Below are 15,736 nucleotides of genomic sequence, written 5' to 3' on the forward strand. Positions count from 1 at the left end.
CCCCGGTCAGTGCTTGAGGATCTTGGAGAGGAAGTCCTTGGCGCGCTCGCTGCGCGGGGCGGTGAAGAACTCCTCCGGGGTGCGGTCCTCGACGATGCGGCCGTCGGCCATGAAGACGACCCGGTGGGCGGAGGCGCGGGCGAAGCCCATCTCGTGGGTGACGACGACCATGGTCATGCCGTCGCGGGCGAGCTGCCGCATGACCTCCAGCACCTCGTTGATCATCTCCGGGTCGAGGGCGGAGGTGGGCTCGTCGAAGAGCATCGCCTTGGGGTCCATGGCGAGGGCACGGGCGATGGCCACGCGCTGCTGCTGGCCGCCGGAGAGCTGTGCCGGGTACTTGTCGGCGTGCGCGAGCAGGCCGACCCGGTCGAGGAGTTCACGGGAGCGCCGGTCGGCGTCGTCCTTCGTGCGCCGGCGGACCCTGACCTGGGCGAGGGAGACGTTCTGGAGGACCGTCCTGTGGGCGAAGAGGTTGAAGGACTGGAAGACCATGCCGACCTCGGCGCGCAGCCGGGCGAGCGCCTTTCCCTCCTGGGGCAGCGGCTGGCCGTCGAGGGTGATGGTGCCGGACTCGACGGTCTCCAGCCGGTTGATCGTCCTGCACAGCGTCGACTTCCCCGACCCGGACGGGCCGACGACCACGACCACCTCTCCCTTGCCGACGGTGAGGTCGATGTCCCGCAGGACATGCAGTTCCCCGTAGTACTTGTTGACGCCCAGCAGTTCGATCAACGGATCGACGGCCATACGCAGCCCTACCCACTCTCAGCTGTGTGGTGGTTGCCGCAACCTATCCAGACGGCAGCGGAGTTGAGGGACGACACGCACTTTTCGGGCATAAGCCGTATTTACCGCAGATGGGGTGCAGGTGAGGGGGGCACAGCAGGGACCGGCTCAGCTCTCGGCGATCTCGGCGTACAGCTGGGACAGCTCGGGGGCTCCGCTCGCCGCCCACTCCAGCCCGGCGTCCGCGACCTCGATCTCCCGGCCGGAGGGCAGCAGGACGACGGGCTCCCCGCCGGGGCGGATCCGCCAGCGGGCGCCGGGCACGGTGCGCACCACGACCGTGCCCAGATAGAGCCCCGCGTCATGGCCGAGCCCGGGCAGGGTCTCGGCGTCGTCGCGCCAGCGCGGGACGACCTGGTCCAGGGCCTCCAGGGAGGCCGGGGTGTCGTCGAGGCGGACACCCGCCTGATCCGCCTGTGCGCGCAGCAGCTCGCACTCGGACAGCAGCGCGGCGACCGACTCGGGGTCGGCCGGAAGAGCCGCGTCGCCGTTCTTCTTGTGCCGGTGGCCCAGGAACGGAAGGTTCATGGCCCCAGCCTGGCATCACACGTCGAGGTCGACCACCACCGGCGCGTGATCGGAGGCGCCCTTGCCCTTGCGCTCCTCGCGGTCGACGTACGCGTCCTTGACCGCCTGCGCGAAGGGTTCGTTGCCGTACACCAGGTCGATGCGCATGCCGCGGTTCTTCGGGAAGCAGAGCTGGCGGTAGTCCCAGTAGGTGTACGGGTGGTCGTACTTCAGCGGGCGGGGCACGACGTCGTTCAGGCCCGTCCCGCGCAGCGCGGCGAGGGCGGCGCGCTCGGCGGGGGTGACGTGGGTGAGGCCCTCGAAGGCGGCCGTGTCGTAGACGTCGTCGTCCGTCGGCGCCACGTTGTAGTCACCGAGGACGGCGAAGGGGCGGCTGCCGCCCGCGTCACCGGCGACGGCGGCCTTCAGGGCCTCGAACCACCGGAGCTTGTACGCGTAGTGCGGGTGGTCCACCTCGCGGCCGTTCGGCACGTACACCGACCAGACGCGGACCGGGCCGCAGGTCGCCGAGACGGCGCGGGGCTCGCTCGCGCCGTCGTAGCCGGGGTCGCCGGGCAGGCCCTTGACCACGTCCTCGATGCCGACGCGGGAGAGCACCGCCACGCCGTTCCACCGGCCGGTGGCGTGCACCGCCGCCTCGTAGCCCAGCTCGCGCAGCTGGTCGAACGGGAACTGCTCCTCGGCGACCTTGGCCTCCTGGAGGCAGAGCACGTCGGTGCCGCTGCTCTCCAGCCAGGCCAGCAGCCTCGGGAGGCGGGCGGTGATCGAGTTCACGTTCCAGGTTGCGATGCGCATGTCTCACAACCTACCCGCCGGCTCTGACAACGGGCCTCAGAGCTGCGCCGAGGCGCCCGGGGGCAGCCGCAGGTGGTCGGTGCCGCCGAGGGTCCCGATCTGACGGTCGTAGATCGGCCGGGCGAGGTCGGTGAGCAGGGCGTCGTGGACGTCGTAGGCGCGTTGCGGGCGCACCTCGCGGACGTAGTCGATGACCTCGGAGATCTTGTTCCAGGGCGCCATCACGGGGAGCATCAGCGTCTGCACCGCCCGGTCGGGGACGGTGAGCGCGTCGCCGGGATGGAAGACCGTGCCGTCGTCGATCAGGTAGCCCACGTTGGTGATGCGCGGGATGTCCGGGTGGATCACGGCGTGCAGTTCGCCGTGGACCTGCACGTCGAAGCCGGCCGCGGTGAACGTGTCGCCGTGGCCGACGGTGTGCACCCGGCCCGGGAAGGCCGCCGCGATCTGCTCCGCCACGGACTTCAGCGTCCAGATCTCGGCGGCCGGGTTCGCCTCCAGCGCGGCGCGCAGCCGGCCCTCGTCGAAGTGGTCCGGGTGCTCGTGCGTGACCAGGACGGCGTCCGCGCCGACCGCCGCGTCCGCCTCGCTGAAACCGCCGGGGTCGATGACGAGCGTCCGCCCGTCCTTCTCCAGGCGGACGCAGGCGTGGGACTTCTTCGTGAGCTTCATGCCCGCCATCCTGCCGCCTGCCGCGGCCCGGCGTCCGCCCGGTGCCTCACGCGTCGGGCGTGGTCTCCTCCGCGATGACGCCCTGGGCCACCCGGAAGGCGCGGTGCGCGGCCGGCACCCCGCAGTACACGGCCGTGTGCAGCAGCACCTCCTTGATCTCGTCCGGGGTGAGGCCGTTGCGCAGGGCCGCCCGGGTGTGGGAGGCGAGATCCTCCAGATGGCCGCCCGCGACCAGCGCGGTCAGCGTGATGCAGCTGCGGGTACGGCGGTCCAGGCCCGGCCGGTCCCAGACCTCGCCCCAGGTGACGCGGGTGAGGAAGTCCTGGAAGTCCCCGGAGAACGCGTCGGCCGCGCCCAGCGCCCGGTCCACGTGTGCGTCGCCGAGCACCTCGCGGCGCAGCTTCAGCCCGGTCTCGTACCGGTCGGCCGGCGCGGGCAGCGCGGCCGGTACGGGGGCCGGCGCGATCTCGGCGACCGGCACGACCGGCGGCGGCGCGAGAGGGACGGGCAGGGCGGCGAGGCTCGGCAGGGCCGTCTGGCCGGTGTCGTACGGCTGCTGCCAGGCGGTGGAGAAGTGGTGGACCAGCAGGTCGGTGACGGCGGCCGGCTGCTCGACGGGGACCAGGTGGGAGGCGCCGGGGACGACCGCGAGCCGGGCGTCCCGTATGCCGGCGACCAGGGTGCGGGCCTCGGCGGGCCCGGTGACACCGTCGTCGGAGCCGACCAGCACGAGGGTCGGCGCCGCGGCCCGGCCCAGCTCGGCACGGACGTCGAAGGCGGCCAGGGCCTCGCAGGCGGCGATGTAGCAGCCGGGGTCGGTGGTGCGGACCATCTGCACGGCCCACTCGGTGATCGCGGGCTGGGCGGCGGCGAAGGAGCCGGTGAACCAGCGGTCCGGGGAGGTCCGGGCGATCGGGTCGAGCCCGTTGGTCCGGACGATCACCCCGCGCTGGCGGAACTCGTCGGCGGTCCCGAACCGGGGCGAGGCGGCGACCAGCGCCAGCGAGGCGAGCCGCTCCGGGTGGCGCAGCGCCAGCTCCAGCCCGATCGCACCGCCCAGCGCACAGCCCGCGTACCCGAACCGCTGCACACCGACCGCGTCCAGCGTGGCGAGCAGCCGGCCGGTCAGCTCGGCGACGGAACCCGCCGGATGCGCCGGGGCACCGCCGTGCCCGGGCAGGTCGAAGCGGAAGATCCGCCACTGCTCGGCCAGCTCCGGCACCTGCCGGTCCCACATGTGCCATGTGGTACCCAGTGAGGGACCCAGGATCAGGACGGGGGCGTCTTCTGGCCCGTCAAAGCGGTATTGCAGGGTGTTCGGTGGTGTCTCACTCACGCGCCCGACCCTCTCATCTGTCACGAGATGTCACATCGTCGGGGTGGACCTGGCCATCGCGTGCATGACGCGCGTACGCATACTCGGCCCTGGCTTCCTCCAGCAGGCCGAGGCAATGAACAGACCTGGAGAAACCGGCTGCTGACGCTGACGTACCCGCGATCGTCGCCGCCTCTGACACGTACGTCCAGGGCTGGTTCGACGCCGTGATCCGCCCTGCTGCTGCCTTCTGTCCCCCCCCCGGACAACTGGAAATGGGCGTCCTCGCCGGGGGTGTGGCTGGACGCCTCCCAAAGCCACGGCCGGGGCAAGGCCTTGCGTCACACCATCGCCGAGAACCCCGACTTCTTCGCCGGGTTCTCTCCACTGCCGCCTGAGCATGGCCCCAGTCTCACCGCCCGCTGGAACGCAGCGCGAATACCGTTCTGATCGTGGAAGGGATCGGAGACGAGGTGCCCGCCACGTCGAGGGAGCAGGAGACCAGGGCGAGTTGCGGGAACCTGCCTGCGCCGGTGTCCTCGATGACGACGGTGCCGGTTCTTCCGGCACGGCGCGGGCCGAGCTTGACGAACCGGCCGTCAATCACGAAGGTGCGGCCGGCCAGGGCGAATCCGGCCTGGTGGCGACCGCCGGCCAGACAGACGATCCCGTCGCGCAGGTCAGCGGCTGCCGGTTCGGGACCGGCAGGACGGGACAGGCGCCGTAGCGGCATGGTCAGGCGGGCGATGTCCGCGGCCGCAGCCGGGACGAGGCCGTGGTGACCAGGTGCCCGTCGAGACGGAAGCGGACGCTGCGGTGGTTCGCCCGGACCGTCAGCGTCCGGCCGGCCAATGCCTGGTGGATGCCCACTCGCCGTCTGCCCGCAGACGTCCGTGAAGTGCACGGTCAAGCGACCTGATCCGCATACAGGGACGGTGCCCGTCGACCACGGTGCCACCGCCCCTGGCCCCTCCCCCGCAGGAGACATCCGCACAGACCGCCGACGGCCTTCGCCGGCTCGCCGAGAACCCGATGCCGCTGCCCGGTGGCTACTGCCTGGTCTTCGTGCGCGGCATCAGCCCGGAGGATGTCGTGCACCGTCTCGTCCCGACTGCCGCGCCCCGCTTCGGCGGCCCGCGCACACATGAAGCCTTCCAGGTGGAGCTGGAACAGCTCCACCGTGGCAAGCCGGTGGACGAGACCGTCGGAATTGCCATGGATCCGTCGCAGACCTCTGTTTCCTCGTCGGCTACGGCCCGTGGCCCGGAGTTACGGCCACGGCGGCACGCCACACATGCGGTTCCTCCTCGACGCCGACGCCGAACTCACCGAGCGCACCCGGGAGGGCCGGTGCGAGGCGTCAGATGCTCATCAGGGCGACGACTGCGGTAACGGACCCCGCTCTTCAGCCTGACGACCCCGTTCGGCACACTGACGCCGTGCCTCGAACAGCCACCGCCACCTCGTCCCGGCAGGTCCGCCGCCTCACCGCCATGGCGTATTTCGGTCCGCCGGTGATCGTCGCGCTGTCGTTGCTGGCCGCCGATCCGGACTGGAACGGGCTCGGACTGGTGCTCGGGACCCTCGTGCTGATCGCGACTCTCACGCTGATGATCCTCGCGGCGCCGAACGGGTGGCTGATCGTCGGCGGGGTGATCGTGGGGATCGCCGCGCTGTCCGGGCCGGGGCCGGTGCTGCAGGCGGAGGTGATGGCGCACCAGGGGCAGCGGGTGGAGGTGCGGGTCACCTCGGTGAAGACGTACGAGGGCAAGCACGGGCCGGAGTACACCTGCCTTCTGGAGCGGGTGGACGGCAAGCCGCTCAACCACGCCGAGCTGGGCAACGACTCCTGCGGCGGGCCGGTGGAAGTCGGGCATACCGAGGACGTGCTCGTCGACCCGCACGGCTGGACGGCGCCGCAGCCGGCCGACACGGACTACAGCGGGATCGACGTCGCCGCGTGGGCTCTGCCGGTGGTACTGGCGCTCTTCGAGCTGCTGGTCTGGCTGTCCCGGCGGGTCGGGCTGCGCCGGTTCGAGGGCCGCTGACGGCGCCCGGTCCCGGAGGAACGTGGCCTGGAGACGGCCTGGAAGGCCGTGTCCGATGGGTCAGTTGTGGCGGGCGAGGGCCTTCCGGTCTTTCCGGCGTCACCACGCGTCCGTCTGTCCGCGCTCCCATACCCTGGCCGCCGGCGTACGCGCTACCGGAGGTCTTGGCGCTCCGGGCATCGGTCACGCAGGCCGCCGGTGGCTCGGCGTCGCGTCCCAACCTGGTGGAACCGGCACCGTCGGGCAGGAACCGGAGTGTCAGAGGCGTGCGCTTGGATGTGCGCGTGACCGTTCATGACGTTGCCCGACAGCTGCCCGAGATCGCTGCCCTCCGAGATCACTGCCGTTCGATGGCCATGGTGGAGGCGGTCCTCAGCCCCGAGTGGTCGGGCCGCTACCACTCCTTCAACGCCCACTGGTCCGGGACGGAGGCCATGGCCTCGATGCGCACCGGGTCGGGTGACGAGTACTCGATCGTGTTCTCGGCCGCCGGTGTCTATGTGCGTGGGTTCGCGCACGAGTCACCCATGAGTCCTTACGCCGAGGACGGGCCATGGCCCGGCGTGCTCGATGAGGTGCCCGATGTCTTCCGGTCATGTGTCGAGGAACCGGCCTTCTCGGACGAGGACGGAATGCCTGTCGTCACCGCCTGCATGTGGCGCGAGGTGGGAGACGACCGTTGGAAGACCGGAACGATCGACTTCCCCGAAGTGACCACAGGAGACCCGGACGGCGCTGTGTACTTGTTCGGTCTGCTGGCAGATCGCTCTGCGGAAGCATTTCAGCGATGGGCTGAGGACTACTACGAGGTCTCGGTCGACCTGGAGGCGGTTCGGCACGTCCTTTCCTCGCAGCCGCTGACCGAAGCAGTGATCCGCGCGTTGAACCCGGACGTCACGCCGGCCGACCTGGCAGGAGACATCACGGAGATCGGCTATCCGCTGGAGTGAGAGACGCGGCAGGGGCCGCCCGTGTCGGTCCGGGAGGCTCGTCGTTCGTCGCAGGCGACGACGGCGCCGCGTCCAGCGAGTCCTTCGCGCAGGCCCGCGTTGTCGTGCCGGCGGGCGGCGATCACCTCGTCCGGCTGGAGGGTGATCCGCGCCGCGGTGAGGTTCTCCTCAAGCTGCCGGACGCTCGGCGAGCGGAGCAGCTGCCGCGCCGGAGCTGACTGAGCCACTGTCGCGGCGTACTTCGTCGCGAGGGGCTCAAGGGCTGCCCGGTGGCGCGCTCCGGCCTCCCTCATCTGCGAGGAGTCGGGGCGAGGGTTCGGCGGCCGGCCGCGATCAGCGCAGGAGTACGCCGAAGACCATGCGGAAGAAGGCGTCGAAGGGAGCTGAGGACTTGTCGGCCCGCGCCGCGATCAGCGTGCCCTCCCAGGCGCTGAGGACGAACAGCGCGGCATCCTCGACGTCGAGAGCGGCGTCCAGCTCACCTGCGTCCTGGGCCTCGGTGAGCACCTCCCGGATGCGCGCGCTCCACCGCCGGAAGCCGCCCTGGACGGCAGAGCGGATCTCCTCGGAGTGGTCCGCCACCTCGGCGCCGAGGTTGCCCACCAGGCAGCCACGGGCGAAGCCGTTGTCGACCGTGTCCGTGCTCAGGAACTCGAAGTGCGCCCGCAGCCGCTCCAGCGCCGGGCGTCCGGGGGTGTCGAGCAGGTCGAACCGCAACCCGGCGGCATAGCGGCTCAGCGCCTCCAGGGCGCTCTCCTCCTTGCTGGCGAAGTGGTTGTAGAACGAGCCCTTGGGGGCCCCGGCCGCCGAGGTGATGTCGCTGATGCCCGTGGCATGGAAGCCCCGCGTGCGGAACTGCTCCAGGGCTGCCTGCGCGATCTCCTCGCGCTTGGACGCGCGTGCCATCCTCACCACCGCCTTCCCCTTCAATATGTCCGGTCGCCTTGCCTCGGGTCAAACCCGGGCCGGACCCCCTTGACGCATTTTAAAGTGACCGGTCATATTGAAGAAGTTCCGCCCTGAGCCCCCAGCCCGTCTCACGTCGCCGGGGGCAGAAGCACCGAGGAGAACCGTCATGTCCACGTACCGGGCCTTCGAGGCCACCGGCGTCCGCCATCTCCAGCTCGTCGAGCGCGACCTGGTCGACCCCGAGCCCGGACACGTCCGGCTCCGGGTGGAGGCGTGCGGTGTCTGTCACTCCGACGTGCTGGCCGTGGAGGGACTGCGCCCCGACCCCGCACGCCCTGTCGTCCCCGGCCACGAGGTCGTCGGGGTCATCGATGCCGTGGGCGCGGGCGTCACCGCCTGGCGGCCCGGTGACCGTGTCGGCGTCGGCTTCCTGAACGGGCACTGCGGGGAGTGCGAGCCGTGCCGCCGGGGCGACTTCGTCAACTGCCTGAACCAGGAACAGACCGGCACGACCGTCGACGGCGGATACGCGGAGGTGACGTACGCCCGCGCGAGCGGACTGGTCCGCGTCCCCGACGGCATGCCGGCCACCGAGGCGGCCCCGCTGCTGTGTGCCGGGCTGACCACCCTGACCGCGCTCCGGCAGGCCGCCACCCCCGCGGGCGCCCTGGTCGCCGTGCAGGGGATCGGCGGGCTGGGTCACCTGGCCCTGCAGTACGCGCGCAGCCTCGGACACCGTGTCGCCGCCGTCGCCCGCGGCCGGGAGAAGGAGGAACTCGCCCGGAAGCTGGGCGCCCACGAGTACATCGACAGCGCGGACACCGACCCGGGAACGGCGCTGGCCGCGCTGGGCGGCGCCTCGCTCATCGTCGCCACCGCATCCAGCGGTACGTCCATGAACCCCCTGGTCCGCGGACTGGCTCCGGGCGGGACGCTGGTGGTGGTCGGCGCCGCCCCCGACCCGCTGACCGTCGCCACGCCCGACCTGATCTTCGGCACCCGCCGCATCGTCGGCAGCCTGACCGGATCGTCGATCCAGAACGAGGACAACCTCGCCTTCAGTCTGGCCCACGGCATCCGCCCCGCTACCGAGATCATGCCGTTCACCCGGGCCGCGGACGCCTACGAGCGGATGCTCTCGGGCAAGGCCCGCTTCCGCGTCGTCCTCGACATGGCCGCCTGACCCCGTCACGACCCGCGCCGCCGGGTCACCGAGTCCCGGCCGGCCGACGCCCTTGCCGTCCTCCTCAAGGTTCCCCACGTGACCCACATGACCCAGATGGCCCAGATGACCGACACGTCAGAGAGCGTCAGGACGACCCCACGCGGCGCCGGGCCCGCGCGTCCGGCCGCCGGCGGCGTCTCCGACTCCTCCGGTCGCCACGTCACCCGCGCCGCACGGATCAGCCTGCTGTCCGTCTCCCTCGGCTTCGCCGGTCTCGGCGGAGCCTGGCAGGCGGCGGCCACCACCTTTCCGGCCGCTGTGCAGGTCAGCGACGCGCTGTTCACCGTCAGCGGTCTCATCTGGTCGGTGCTGCTGGCCCAGTACCTGCGCCACGGCGGGGCCCGATGGCGCAACCTGCGCCACGACCTGCGCCATCCCGGCCAGGGATTCGCCCTCGCCTACATCCCCGTCATCGGCATGCTGATCGCAGGCCACTTCTCCCGGTTCGGGCTCACCGGCGCGCGCTGGGTCTACGCGGTGTTCCTCACCGTGGCCGCCCTGATCGCGGCACGCCTGCTGGCCCACTGGCTCACGGGCACCCTGAGCGCCACCGTGCTGCACCCGGGCTATCTGCTGCCCGTCTCCTCCGCCCCCTTCGTCGCCAGTGCCATCGCCTCCACGCTCACACTGCCCGGCGTCGCCGACGCCGCCTTCGCGGTGGGGCTGCTGTACTGGCTCGCCTTCGGCACCGTCATCCTCGGCAGCCTCGTCACCGGCGACCGCCTGCCCAGGCCCGCCCGCCCCGCGCTCACCGTCCTGACCATTCCCCCCGCGACCGGCGGAATCGCCTGGACCGCCGCCCACAAGGGCGTCTTCGACGCCGTCGGCTACGGCTTCGCCGGGATCCTGGCCTTCACCGTCCTCATCGTCGTCCTCCTTCTCCCCGAGCTGCACCAGCCCGCCTTCCAGCCGGGCCTGTGGGTCTTCAGCTTTCCCATCGCGGCAAGCACCAACTTCGCCGTCCGCTGGATCCACGCGTCCGCACTTCCCGCGGGGCCGGCCCTCACCGGGATCCTCCTGACCGGGGCGACCTCGGCCCTGGGCCTGCTGACCGCAGCCACCCTGCGCCACCGCGCCCGGCAAGCACGCCCCAGCTGAGTCCGCCGCCCCGGCAGCCCGCCCGCGACTCCGTCCGCCCCACGTGCCCAGCCCCACCGAAACCTCCCCGAGGAGCCACCATGCCCACGCTCGACCGCCAGGACGCCGTCTTCGTCCTCGACCTCGGTGACGGCGAGAACCGCTTCCACCCCGACTGGATCGCCTCCGTCGACGCGGCCCTGGACGAGGTGGAGAAGTCGGAGGGCCCCCGCGCCCTGGTGACCGCCGCGACCGGGACGTTCTACTCCAACGGTCTCGATCTCGACTGGCTCGCCGCGCACAGTGACGAGCGCGTGGACTACGTCCGTTCCGTCCACCGCCTGTTCGCGAGGCTGCTGTCCCTCCCGCTGGTCACCGTCGCCGCCCTGCAGGGGCACACGTTCGCCGCCGGAGCGATGTTCTCCCTGGCCCATGACTTCCGTGTCATGCGTGCCGACCGGGGCTTCTGGTGCCTGCCCGAGGCGGACATCGGCATCCCGTTCACTCCGGGCATGTCCGCGCTCGTCCGGTCCCGGCTGGCCCCGCAGACGGCCCAGCACGCCATGGTCGCCGCCCGTCGTTACGGCGGCCAGGAAGCCGCCGCCGCCGCAATCGTCGATCGCGCCGTGGACGAGGACGCGCTGCGTACCGCCGCCCTCGGACTCGCCCAGGCTCAGGCGAGCAAGGCCGGCGACACCCTCGGAACCATCAAGACGCGCATGTACGCCCCCGTCCTCGCCGTCCTCCGCGACCCGGCCGCCCCGCTGGGCTGACGCCGTACCGTCCGCAGGCGAATGCCTCGACCGGCGCCCGGTTCACCGGACGGCGGCGAGCCAGCGCAGCGCGCTCAGGCTCGGCAGGAAGAAGTACTCCCCGCCGCGAGTGACGACGAAGCGCTCCACGCCGTGCAGCCGGCGCCGGATGGGATGCTGCGGGATCGTGAAGATGCCCGTGCCGTCGTTGTCGCCCGTGAGGAGGTCCTTCTCCCGGGCGAGGCCGGTGAAGTTGCCGTCGTTCAGCCATTGCGACTTCACGAACTCGAACTGGCGGTCGAGGTGTGAGCCGATGAAGACGAAGACGATGCCGCGGTCGGCGCCGTCGTCGTCCAGGACGCCCTGCGGCAGCGGCGGGCCGTAGGTGGTGCCCCGTCGGATCATGTGGTGCAGGCGGACGTCGCCGATGATCTCCGAGTCGCGCGGGTTGGCTCGTCTGGCGTGGGCACCGTGGGGGCACATCGTGCCGTGCGGATCGGACGCGTAGCGGAAGTCGTTGTTGCGCCGGTCGTCCGCGCCCAGGGCCGGGTCGTCCTGCTCGGGTGCCAGGACCAACGGGGCACCGCTCGGCCAGCGGCCCACGATCTTGGCGGCGAGCAGCGACTCTTCCGCCGGGCCGGCGGAGTTGTCGTGGAGATACCGGCGGAAGGCCGCGACGCGCGTGTGCAGCTTCCGCCAGGCCACGAAGGTGCCGTTGCGGCCCAGCTCGGCCGGCTGCGGCATCGGCGGCAGGTTCCCCGTCTCGTCGGGATAGCCGAGCACGAACTCGCCTGCCCTGAGCACGGAACCGTCACCCGGCGGCGCGTCGGCGCCGCTGCCCTCGATCGTGGGGTTGCCGATGCCGTCCTTGTATCCGAAGGTCGTACGCCCCGTGGACAGCTGGTAGAAGTCCTGCCGATGGACGGTCTGAACACCGGGAAGCTGCGCGTGGGCCGTGCGGGCACGTTCGAGGACGACCGCCAACGACTCCTGGTCGGCGGCCAGGAGGGACAGCACGACGTGTACCTGTCCAGTGCCGAAGGGCTGCTCCCAGTGTGCGGGCGCGCTCTCCCCGGTGTCACCGATGAACTCGGCGCGTGCCGCCATGCCCTGCCGAAACTCCGCAGGGAAGGTGTTCAGGGAGGCCGGTGGGACCCGGAGCGCTTCGAGTCCCCGGTATGTCAGTCCGGCGTTGAGGAGCGCGGGCAGCTCCGGTTGCCACCAGTTGGCGGCGGAGTCGACCAGATCGGCCAGACGCCCCATCAACTCACGCCCGGCGCCGGGGTCGTCCACACGCAGCAGGATGTACGTGCCGACATACGGTGACGGCCGGTTGCGCAGTACGATGCCCTGAATCTCGTCCAGCTGCAGCCGTGGGGCTTCAGTCGCTGTCATGACATCCTTCCGGTCAGGTACCGGCCGAATTTGTACCAATTACCCCCTGTTGCCGGCACTGTCCGACACGGCACATCGCGCGATTGACGAGCGCCTGGGCGCGGGGGGTCGCTCGAAGCGCCAGGTTCTGCCGCGCGAGCCGAAGCGCTCGCCAGGGATCACCGCCGACGGTCAGCCAGAACTCCGCCGCGTGATCGGCGTACGCCTCGGGATGGCGCGCCGTCAACTCCTCGTAGCGCGCGGCAGCGTAGGCACGCCAGAGCCGAGCCTCCGCCGGCACCTCGCACCTGTCCAGGAGGCGGGCGAGCCGGGTCGCGTAGTCGGGATCGTCACTGGCGAGGGCCAGCCGGCGCAGGCGCTCTGCCGCCTCCGGCGTCCTGCCTTCGGCGGCGTCGGTCTCGGCGAGGTGGCCCTGGGCCGGCACGTAGGACGGCAGTCGGCGAACGGCCGACTCCAGCCAGCTGCGCGCGCTCACCAGGCCGCCCCGGTCCATCCACATCTGCCCGCACTGGAATTCGAGGACCGCCGGCGGAAAGGGGCTGACCCCGCGGTAGGCGCGTCGCGCCGCCAGAAACCATGTCTCGGCCTCGTCCGCCTCGCCTCTCTCGGCGTGCCAGCGGGCCATGGCGCCGAGGGTCCTGAAGTCCCGCCGTCCCGACAGCCCCTGCCGAAGCAGCGCAAGTGCCTCGTCGTATCGCCCGACCGCCTGACAGACGGCTGCCCGCTCCTCGTCCACAGCACGCCGGTCGAGCCCCAGCGCGGCCGCCGCGTCCAGATCGTCCAGCGCCGCCGCGAACCGGTGGAAGAGGCCCGCCACCCTGGCGCGCGCCACCAGCGAGCGAGGATCGCGCGGCGCCCGGTCGACGAACGACCCGGCCAGCGACACCGCGCCCTCGACCTCGTCGATACGGCCCCGCACCTGCCCGCGCAGGACGGTCAGCTCCACCAGCTCACCCCAGCCGTCAGCGGTGAGTCGTCCCCGTGTCGCCTGCGCCGTCAGACCTTCGATACGCACGTCGAGGTTGCCCATGGCGATGACACCGGCCGTCGTGGGCGGCCCGCCCGCACGACCCGGCCTGCTCTCACCGTCGGCATGGGCAGCCGCCGTGGAACCGCTCATCAGCGTGCGGCGGCCGTCGGGACGGAAACGGGTTCGGGCGGGTCGGGGTTGGCCGGTGCCAGGTACGGGAACTTGCGCAAGGCCGGGACGGTCCCGTCGACGCCGTCACTCACGGGCGAGCCGTGGCCCGCGTTGACGATCAGCGTGTAGAGCGTGTCGATGACATCGTCGCCCAGTGACCGGCCGCCACAGGTCACATGCTCCCGTCCCGCCAGCAGGGCCCGCTCGATCTCGAAGTAGCTGTCCTCGGCGTACGGTTTGGCAGCATCCACGACCAGGAAGTCCGCGAGCAGCAGTTCCGTCAGCGGATGCGTCCCGTCCGGCCGCGTCGTCCAGTCCGCCTTGCCGTCGAGACCGTCGAAGAAGACCAGGTTGGCGTTGAGCCGTGCGCGATAGGCGTCCGCGTGGCTCGGCCCCAGCCGGAACGGGTCTTCCTCGTTGTAGAGATCACGCAGATCCACGATCTTGTTGGCGGCGTCGACCCCGTTGTCCGACAGGAGGATGTTCTTGACCTCGGGGCGGCCGAGGCGTTCGAGGCGCACGGGATACGGCCCGACCGTGACGGTTTCCGCCGCGACGGCGAAGACGCTCCCCGAGGCCGGCCCGAACACCCCGGCGACGTCGAGCTCTGCCACGACGGTCAGGACGTCGGCGCCCTCCAGGGTGTTGGTGCCTTTCGGCAGGAAGGCGAGCCGCCGGCGCGCCCGCGTCTCCACCTCCTTGGCCACGTCCATGAAGAAGGGATCCAGCCGCAGCCCTGCGTAGCAGCGCACACCGTGGCCCTCGCCGCCGCGCTCGTCGTTCACCAGCAACGACACCGATTCCCCGGTCGGCAGCTCGCACGTGCCCCGCTGCGCCGGTTCCCCGTGGTCATCCGGCTCGACCGGAGCCGAGAAGGTGAAGGCGAGCGCGAATTCGTCGGTGCCGACATCGAAGAGTGAGCCGGAATCCCCCAGAGGCACGGACACCGGACGGACGCGGAAGCGGTAACGGGCAGCGTCGGAGAACAGGGCTCCCGGCCGCGCATTGGGAAAGACATCCATGACCAGGACGAGCCGTCCCGTCCGGGAGGGGCTGGGAAAGGCGTAGAGATCGGTGAGGTCTATGGCCGGATCGGCCAGGGCGCGGGTGCCGGAAAGATGGTCGGACATGACGATGCGACCTCCGCTGACGGGGCCCTGGCCGACGGCCGCGCGCCGCTGCCGGGCCGCCTGGTGGGACCCGGGCGCCACGGGCCCCGGGGGTACAGGCCACCTGGGACGCGGGACGACCGCTAGCCGGACGCGGTGTCCAGCAACGCGTTGAACGCCTGCGTGACCTTCTGCGCCTTGGTGGTGTCCTCGACGGTCATGGTCGGATTGGAGGCGTACCACATGTCCGCCTCCACGATCTTCGTCGCCAGCCATTCGACCATGTTCGGAGAGGTCGCCCCGGGCCAGCCCTCGACGACACCTTCGAACATCTCATCGAACCACGGTGCGGCGTTGGCGAAGATGTCAGCCATGTACGGCTTGAAGTCGCCGTCATAGGTGACCGCGCCGATGACCTGAGTGTCATTGTTGATGAACGTGACGCGGAAGTCGTGGACCGTGGCGACGACCTTCTCGAATTGAAAGGCGTCGTCCTGGATCTTGGCGGCGTTCTGATGGAACCTCTCCGCACCGCCTGGCTTGACATCGAAGAGAACGGTGATCTCCGCCACCTCACCGACCCGCTTGCCGAGACCGTCGGGCTGCCTGGCCACGGTTGGAGTCGCCGACCTGGCAGAGCTCTGCGTCGTCATGACTCCCTCTCCCTTTGATCGTCTATCGGCTGCTCTGCGGGCTTCTCCTCCGTTCTGCGCGTGTTCCGCAGTGCCCACACAGCCAGCTTTGTCGCCCTTCGGAGCGTCGGCAAGACGATCAGGTCCCTGGGTCGACGGCGGATTGCGAGCCTGCACCGGGGACCTCCCGTACCGGAGTGGGCCCTCGCCGCGCCGGCCGCCGGATCCCGCCGGCCGAAGGGGTGCGCCTGCGTGGCACCCGGTCACGGACTACGCAAAGGACCCGGCTACGAGCGTGTTGCCCGGCACGCGCAGCCGCGAGAGATCCACGACGGTGTGGCACGGCGGCCCGACGGCGCTGTCGGGCGCCATCCGCACCAGCTGAGATGTCGTGGTCAC

At 71.1% G+C, this 15,736-nt stretch carries 18 protein-coding genes; 5 read left to right on the forward strand and 13 right to left on the reverse strand.

Translation table 11 applies throughout. From position 1 onward, the window contains the following. Positions 1–6: 6 nt before the first annotated feature. The 6 genes from BIV25_RS15255 to BIV25_RS52740 all read right to left on the reverse strand — a co-directional run bounded on the left by BIV25_RS15255 (position 7) and on the right by BIV25_RS52740 (position 4,832). The gene (locus tag BIV25_RS15255) at positions 7–750 is read right to left on the reverse strand and encodes an amino acid ABC transporter ATP-binding protein (protein ID WP_071372834.1); all 744 of its coding nucleotides are present in this window, start codon (positions 748–750) and stop codon (positions 7–9) included. Positions 751–897: 147 nt separating this feature from the next. Beyond that, on the reverse strand, positions 898–1,317 hold the full coding sequence (locus tag BIV25_RS15260; protein ID WP_071372835.1) for a DUF6278 family protein: 420 nt from the start codon (positions 1,315–1,317) through the stop codon (positions 898–900). Between the two features lie 15 nt (positions 1,318–1,332). Beyond that, complete coding sequence (locus BIV25_RS15265; RefSeq protein ID WP_071372836.1) at positions 1,333–2,112, reverse strand: exodeoxyribonuclease III; 780 nt, start codon at positions 2,110–2,112, stop codon at positions 1,333–1,335. A gap of 36 nt (positions 2,113–2,148) precedes the next feature. Continuing rightward, positions 2,149–2,784, reverse strand: a complete 636-nt coding sequence (locus BIV25_RS15270; RefSeq protein ID WP_071372837.1) for an MBL fold metallo-hydrolase — start codon at positions 2,782–2,784, stop codon at positions 2,149–2,151. 46 nt (positions 2,785–2,830) lie between these two features. After that, complete coding sequence (locus tag BIV25_RS15275; protein WP_071372838.1) at positions 2,831–4,120, reverse strand: alpha/beta fold hydrolase; 1,290 nt, start codon at positions 4,118–4,120, stop codon at positions 2,831–2,833. Positions 4,121–4,511: 391 nt separating this feature from the next. Further along, positions 4,512–4,832 (reverse strand): hypothetical protein, encoded by a 321-nt coding sequence (locus BIV25_RS52740; protein ID WP_071372839.1) that lies wholly within the window; start codon positions 4,830–4,832, stop codon positions 4,512–4,514. A gap of 706 nt (positions 4,833–5,538) precedes the next feature. On the opposite strand from BIV25_RS52740, the gene BIV25_RS15285 reads away from it, so the two are divergent. Continuing rightward, the gene (locus tag BIV25_RS15285) at positions 5,539–6,147 is read left to right on the forward strand and encodes a hypothetical protein (protein ID WP_143076636.1); all 609 of its coding nucleotides are present in this window, start codon (positions 5,539–5,541) and stop codon (positions 6,145–6,147) included. A gap of 284 nt (positions 6,148–6,431) precedes the next feature. Then, positions 6,432–7,097, forward strand: coding sequence for a hypothetical protein (locus BIV25_RS15290; RefSeq protein WP_071372904.1), 666 nt, complete (start codon positions 6,432–6,434; stop codon positions 7,095–7,097). On the opposite strand, the gene BIV25_RS50340 is transcribed toward BIV25_RS15290, so the two are convergent. Both BIV25_RS50340 and BIV25_RS15300 read right to left on the reverse strand, forming a co-directional pair. Next, entirely contained in the window at positions 7,082–7,324 is a 243-nt protein-coding gene (locus tag BIV25_RS50340) for a hypothetical protein (RefSeq protein WP_143076637.1), read from the reverse strand. The genes BIV25_RS15290 and BIV25_RS50340 overlap by 16 nt on opposite strands. Before the next feature lie 106 nt (positions 7,325–7,430). After that, positions 7,431–8,003, reverse strand: coding sequence for a TetR/AcrR family transcriptional regulator (locus tag BIV25_RS15300; protein ID WP_071372842.1), 573 nt, complete (start codon positions 8,001–8,003; stop codon positions 7,431–7,433). 169 nt (positions 8,004–8,172) lie between these two features. On the opposite strand from BIV25_RS15300, the gene BIV25_RS15305 reads away from it, so the two are divergent. From BIV25_RS15305 to BIV25_RS15315, 3 genes are all read left to right on the forward strand, one after another. Continuing rightward, complete coding sequence (locus BIV25_RS15305; protein ID WP_071372843.1) at positions 8,173–9,189, forward strand: alcohol dehydrogenase catalytic domain-containing protein; 1,017 nt, start codon at positions 8,173–8,175, stop codon at positions 9,187–9,189. An 87-nt stretch (positions 9,190–9,276) separates the two neighbouring features. Beyond that, positions 9,277–10,329, forward strand: coding sequence for a hypothetical protein (locus tag BIV25_RS15310; RefSeq protein ID WP_071372844.1), 1,053 nt, complete (start codon positions 9,277–9,279; stop codon positions 10,327–10,329). A gap of 80 nt (positions 10,330–10,409) precedes the next feature. After that, positions 10,410–11,081 (forward strand): enoyl-CoA hydratase-related protein, encoded by a 672-nt coding sequence (locus BIV25_RS15315; protein WP_071372845.1) that lies wholly within the window; start codon positions 10,410–10,412, stop codon positions 11,079–11,081. Positions 11,082–11,123: 42 nt separating this feature from the next. On the opposite strand, the gene BIV25_RS15320 is transcribed toward BIV25_RS15315, so the two are convergent. The 5 genes from BIV25_RS15320 to BIV25_RS52745 form a co-directional block, all read right to left on the reverse strand. Beyond that, positions 11,124–12,455, reverse strand: coding sequence for a Dyp-type peroxidase (locus BIV25_RS15320; protein ID WP_071372846.1), 1,332 nt, complete (start codon positions 12,453–12,455; stop codon positions 11,124–11,126). A gap of 13 nt (positions 12,456–12,468) precedes the next feature. Next, entirely contained in the window at positions 12,469–13,575 is a 1,107-nt protein-coding gene (locus tag BIV25_RS15325; protein ID WP_256255827.1) for a lipopolysaccharide assembly protein LapB, read from the reverse strand. After that, positions 13,575–14,726 carry a DUF4331 family protein gene (locus BIV25_RS15330; RefSeq protein WP_071372906.1) on the reverse strand — a complete coding sequence of 384 codons (1,152 nt, stop codon included), beginning with the start codon at positions 14,724–14,726 and terminating at the stop codon, positions 13,575–13,577. Before BIV25_RS15330 ends, BIV25_RS15325 begins: the two co-directional genes overlap by 1 nt. 122 nt (positions 14,727–14,848) lie before the next feature. Further along, positions 14,849–15,358, reverse strand: coding sequence for a hypothetical protein (locus tag BIV25_RS15335; RefSeq protein WP_143076639.1), 510 nt, complete (start codon positions 15,356–15,358; stop codon positions 14,849–14,851). 249 nt (positions 15,359–15,607) lie between these two features. Beyond that, positions 15,608–15,736, reverse strand: coding sequence for a hypothetical protein (locus BIV25_RS52745; RefSeq protein ID WP_256255828.1), 129 nt, complete (start codon positions 15,734–15,736; stop codon positions 15,608–15,610).

It is taken from the genome of Streptomyces sp. MUSC 14 (assembly GCF_001866675.1).
Taxonomy (GTDB): domain Bacteria; phylum Actinomycetota; class Actinomycetes; order Streptomycetales; family Streptomycetaceae; genus Streptomyces.